We start from the raw sequence: 5,029 nt of genomic DNA, 5'->3' as shown, positions 1-5,029 counted from the left end.
CGCCGCGCCAGTCCCGAAGCCGGCCGCGCAGGTGGCCAGCAGCAGCAGTGCCAGCCAGAGATGCGCCCGCCGTGCCACCGCGCGCCGGTCACGCGGGCCGGTGTCGGCTGCGGCGTCAGCTCGGGTCAGGGTCATGGGCGGCGCCGTCCGTTTCGCCGTAGAGTTCGGCGTTGAGGTCCAGAACGGCCTGCGCGGTACGCGGCCCGAACCCCAGCAGGTACAGGCCCGGCATCCGCAAGACCCGGCCGGCCCGCCCGGCCGGGGTGGTCCGCATCGCGGGGGTGTTGAAGAGAACGGCGTCGATGGTCGGGTGGTCGTCGCCCCGGTCCATCATCAGGATCACGTCGGGCGCGGCCCTTGCGAGCGCCTCGTCGGTGATTTGCTTGTACCCCTCGAAGCCTGTCACCGCGTTGACGCCGCCGGCCATGTCGATGATCGCGTCGGCTTGCGTGTCCTGTCCGGAAGCGAGGATGCGCCCGCCCTGCAGGCTGAGGATGAACAGCACGCTCGCGCGGTCCTCCGGGGTGACCTGCGCGACCTTGCGGTCGGCCGCCTCGAGCGCCGCTTCGGTCCGTGCGGCAAGCCGGTCGGCCTGTCGCGGCACGCCGAGCGCCTCGCCGACGACCTCGATCTTGCGCAGGATTCCCGCGCCGCTCGGGTCTTCGGGCACGGTGACGAGGGGCACGCCCGATTCCGTCAGCACCGCCAGCGTCTCAGGTGGTCCGGCCCCCTCCGTGGCCAGTATGAGTTCCGGAGACACGGACAGCACGCCCTCGGGGCTGAGCGCGCGGGCATAGCCCACATCCGGCAGCTCTTCGGCCGCGGGCGGGTAGGGCGATGTGGTGTCCCGCGCCACCAGACGGTGCTGCTGGTCCAGCGCGTGGACGATCTCGGTCACCGCGCCGCCGATCGAGACGACGCGCTTCGGCCCCTGTGCCAGCGCCGGGGCGCCGAGGGCCAGAAGCGCACCCGAAGCGGCGAGGAGCCCGCGCCGTGTCATCGCAACGCCCACCATCATGACACCACCGCGGCGGCGCTGTCGCGTGTGGGCAGATCGGCGACGAGCCCGGCAAAGGCGGCGCGGCAGTCGCGGGCCTCCTTGCGCAGGCCGAAGACCTGGCAAATCAGCCCGCCCGCGGCATCGAACGCCTCCACCGAGGTCGTCGGGCCGGCGCGTGTGGGTTTTTCCACCGCCCAGAGCTCGGCGACATGGTCGCGGCGCAGGTGCAGGTTGAAATCCGGGTCCATGACGTTCTGCCACGGCCCGATCGGTGTCAGCCTGTCGATCGGGCCGGAATGGATCTGGATGCAGCCGCGGTTGCCGACGAAGACCATCACCGCGATGTCGCTTTCGGCCAGCCGGGCCAGCAGCGTGTCGGCCGCGCCGGGCGCCAGCGGCCAGGCGAACGGCGCCCCGGCCACCCTATAGGCCCCCAACCGGTTCATCTTGAGCTTCGCGCTCATGCGCAGGAACTGGTGCGTGTCGGTCATCCGCCGCCATTCGGCGCGAAGAATCTCGACCTTGTCGGGGCGCGGTTTCGGGGGCTCCGGCGGGGTCCGTGCGGCGACCGCCTGCTCGGGGCGCTGGTTATCGCCGGCCAGCCTGTCGCGGAGGCCGTCCCACGCCGCGTGGGCCGAAGCGTCGCGCAGGATGACCTTGTGCACCGTGTCCCCGGCGGCGTCGAATACCTGCAGGCTGCGGCGCGGCACCGCCCCGCCCGGCGCCTCGACCATGAAGGCGTGGCACCAGTGCGCGGGAAAGATGCGCAGGTCGATCTGCTCGGTCAGGATCATCGCCGCGTGCTCGCCGGGGTGATAGTTGTCATACGCGCCGATCTTTTCATGCACAAAGCTGTCGTTGCGCGTCAGCGCCATGACCTCGCCCAGCTCTTGTGCCGCGGCCATCACCGTGTCGGGATGGGCGGCGATGCGCGTGGCGCCGTCCTCGCAGGACGCGGCCACGAGCTGCGCCTCGCTGATTCCAAGCCGGTCGGCCTGGTCGCGTGGGCGCATGTCGGCATGTTCCGCGCGGAAAGCGCGGATTGCGTCAGGGGTTGTTGTGGGGGTCGTTTCGGGGGTCACAGCCATGCCAACCTCAAATCTCGGGGGAACTCGGTGGCTGTGCCGCGGGCGCGACATGGCTTCGGGACAACCGATCCGGGGGTGAATCGGATTGTTGACTCTTTTAGTCAAAAATGGGTAAACGACGCAAGGGCGATCCGGTTGCGGGTCGCCTCACTCCCCGGAAATGCCGTGCCAGCCTTCCGCAAGCACATCGGCGATACTCGCTGCTTGAAACGGAAGGAAACAAGATGGAACGACACGTCCGCAGGGCCCTGACGACATCCACCTGCCTTTGTCTCGCCTGGTGGGGCATGGCGCCCGCCACGGCGCAGCAGGCCGGGGCGGACGCGTCTCGCAACGCGCCCGCGCCTGGCGAAGAGGGCTTCCTCGGCACCATCACGCTGGGCGAGAGCAAGCGCGCGGTCCAGACGCAGACGGCGACCCCGAGCACCGTCGTCAACGAGGCGGAAATCCGCGACCGGCAGGCCGGCACCGTGGCCGAGCTGGTCGATTCGGTCCCGGGCGTGGCGCTGGTCAACGGCGACACCAAGCAGGGCTCGGGCATCTCGATCCGCGGCTTCGGGTCGAACCAGACCTTCGGCACCGACCAGAAGGTGCTGATCCAGGTCGACGGCGCCACCCGCGGGGCCGAGGAGCTCTACCGCATCGGCACGCAGCTTTTCAACGACCCGTTCCTCTACGAGGAGGCCGAGGTGATCCGCGGCACGGTGGGCTCGTTCGAATACGGGTCCGGCGTGGTGGGTGGCGTGGTGCGCCTCAATACCATCGACCCCGAGGACGTGACCGGCGGCGAGACCGGCACCGCCCTGCGCCAGACGCTGGAATTCCAGACCAACGGCAACGGGCTGACCAGCTCCACCATCGGCGCGTGGCAGCCGACCGAGGATTTCGGCCTCATGGTCAACTACACCGAGCGCAATCTGGGGTTCCCGGAGGACCGCAACGGCACCGTCATCAACCCGTTGCGCGAGGAGATCGACGACCCGTCCTGGCTGATCAAGGGCAAGTACCGATTCGGCGAGGGCAAGGCGCATTCGGTCGAGGCAAGCTACCAGAGCACCCGAAGCGCGCAGTTCGACGTGCCGTACGATTCCTTCGGCAACCTGACCTTCTTCGGCAATGTCGACCGCGAAATCGAAGCGGCGACGACGATCCTGAAATACGCCTTTAATCCAGTCAGCGACCTGGTCGATCTGTCGTTGCAGTATTCGCATGCTGACGAGCGGGTGCGGCAGGACCCGGTGTCCTGCCCGGGAAGCCCACCGGCGCCGGTCACCATCTGTTCGCCGCTCCTCGACGCCGACACCCGGTACGAGACTACGACCCTCGAGCTCAAGAACACCGCGTTCTTTAAAACGGGCATGGCCGCGCATGACCTTACAATGGGGATCAAGTACGCCGAACGCGACCGCAACGACAATGACGCGGCCAGCGCGCCCGGGGGCTCGGGCAAGCGGTGGGCAATCTATGCCGTCAACGAGATCAGCGTCGGGGATGCTTGGACGCTCAAGCCAGCGCTGCGCTATGAAACCAACGAGGTCACCGGGCAGCCGCCGGGAAACACCGGACAGTTCACCGAGGACGCGCTGATGGGCGGGTTTTCGGCGCGCTACGACTTAGGCAACGGCTTGGCCGTGTTCGGCAGCGCCGCCTATACCGAGGTGATGCCGGTCATCGACGATCTGGAATTTCGCGACCGTGTCAACCAGACCGAGAAATCGCGTACCTACGAGGTAGGGGTTTCGTACAATAAATCAGATGTTATAACCTCACGCGATACACTGGGAGTGAAGGCCACTTATTTCGACACCGAGCTCTGGGACGTCACCTCCTTCACCGATGCGGCGATGGTGCCAATCGACGAGGTCCGCACCCAAGGGTTCGAGATCGAGGCATCCTACGCGATGGAAAACGGGTTCTATACCGATCTCAATGCGACGATCAGCGATGGCGAGGAGGTGGACGGCTCCGGTATTCGCGACTGGCGCAACCAGTCGCAGGACAATCTGCGCCTGACGATCGGCAAGGTGTTCGACGACACCTATGACCTTAGCTGGGAAACAGTTTTGGCCGACTCCATCACAATCAATGGCACCCGTAGCTCGGGCTACGACGTCCACAATCTGCGGCTGACCGTGACACCCGGGGGCGCGGCCGTGTGGAAGAACACCGAATTCCGCGCCGGGATCGAGAACATCCTCGACGCGCAGTACACGCCCAACCTCGCCTCGCGGCCGGAGCCGGGACGCAGCTTCAAGTTCACCCTCGCCAAGACCTTCTGAGGAGGAGACGCCATGATACAGCACACGGCAAGACGCATCGGCGGCGCGGCGGCCATGATCCTCGCGCTCGCCGCCCCCGCCGCGGCACAGGAGGCCACGGCGCCCGACCCACCCGGCCTCGGGCTGTCGCTCAACACCGTCGCGCCGGTGGAGGGTGGCGGCTGCCGGCTGACCTTCGTCATCCGCAACGGGCTGGCGGCGGACCTCGAGTCCATGGTGGCCGAGGCAGTGCTGTTCGATGGCGCCGGGCATGTCGACCGGATCACGTTGTTCGACTTCGGCGCGCTGCCCGCGGGCCGCCCGCGCGTGCGGCAGTTCGATCTCGACGGGCCGTCCTGCGACACGCTGGGGCAGGTGCTGGTCAACGGGTTCGAGACCTGCGAGGGCGCAGGGCTCACACCCGGTGCCTGTCTGGAAGGACTGCGCCTGTCCTCCGACACCGGGATCGAGGTGACCGGATGACCGTGCTCACCGAGGCCCTGAACAGGCTGCGCGCCCTGATCGAGATGGGCGGCCCGGTGATCGCGCTGATCGGGCTGGTGTCGGTCGCCACCCTCGCGGTGGTGCTCTACAAGCTGTGGCAGTTCAGCGCCTCCGGCGTGGGCCGGCATACCGCGCTGCGCGCCGCCGTGGCGGAGTGGGACCGCGGCGAGGCCCGCGCG

The 5,029-nt window shown here is 67.9% G+C and carries 4 protein-coding genes and 1 pseudogene; 3 read left to right on the top strand and 2 right to left on the bottom strand.

The features are described from left to right. Nucleotides 1-115: 115 nt before the first annotated feature. A complete protein-coding gene (locus tag ACH107_RS29730) occupies nucleotides 116-1,015 on the bottom strand; it encodes a heme/hemin ABC transporter substrate-binding protein (protein WP_412509318.1) in 900 nt (299 codons plus the stop codon). After that, nucleotides 1,015-2,088: a hemin-degrading factor gene (locus ACH107_RS29725; protein ID WP_412509317.1), complete on the bottom strand. Its 1,074-nt coding sequence runs from the start codon at nucleotides 2,086-2,088 to the stop codon at nucleotides 1,015-1,017. The genes ACH107_RS29730 and ACH107_RS29725 overlap by 1 nt, the downstream gene beginning before the upstream one ends. Nucleotides 2,089-2,312: 224 nt before the next feature. Between ACH107_RS29725 and ACH107_RS29720 the strand changes: the two genes are divergently transcribed. From ACH107_RS29720 to ACH107_RS29710, 3 genes and pseudogenes are all read left to right on the top strand, one after another. Continuing rightward, complete coding sequence (locus ACH107_RS29720; protein WP_412509316.1) at nucleotides 2,313-4,367, top strand: TonB-dependent receptor plug domain-containing protein; 2,055 nt, start codon at nucleotides 2,313-2,315, stop codon at nucleotides 4,365-4,367. A gap of 12 nt (nucleotides 4,368-4,379) precedes the next feature. Then, nucleotides 4,380-4,829 (top strand): hypothetical protein, encoded by a 450-nt coding sequence (locus ACH107_RS29715; RefSeq protein WP_412509315.1) that lies wholly within the window; start codon nucleotides 4,380-4,382, stop codon nucleotides 4,827-4,829. Continuing rightward, nucleotides 4,826-5,029: pseudogene (locus tag ACH107_RS29710) on the top strand (MotA/TolQ/ExbB proton channel family protein); the annotation flags it as partial. The gene ACH107_RS29715 and the pseudogene ACH107_RS29710, both read left to right, overlap by 4 nt.

It is taken from the genome of Roseovarius halophilus (ex Wu et al. 2025), assembly GCF_047086965.1.
The sequence above is the reverse complement of the archived record's forward strand: the minus strand, read 5'-3'. Positions and strand labels throughout refer to the sequence as shown.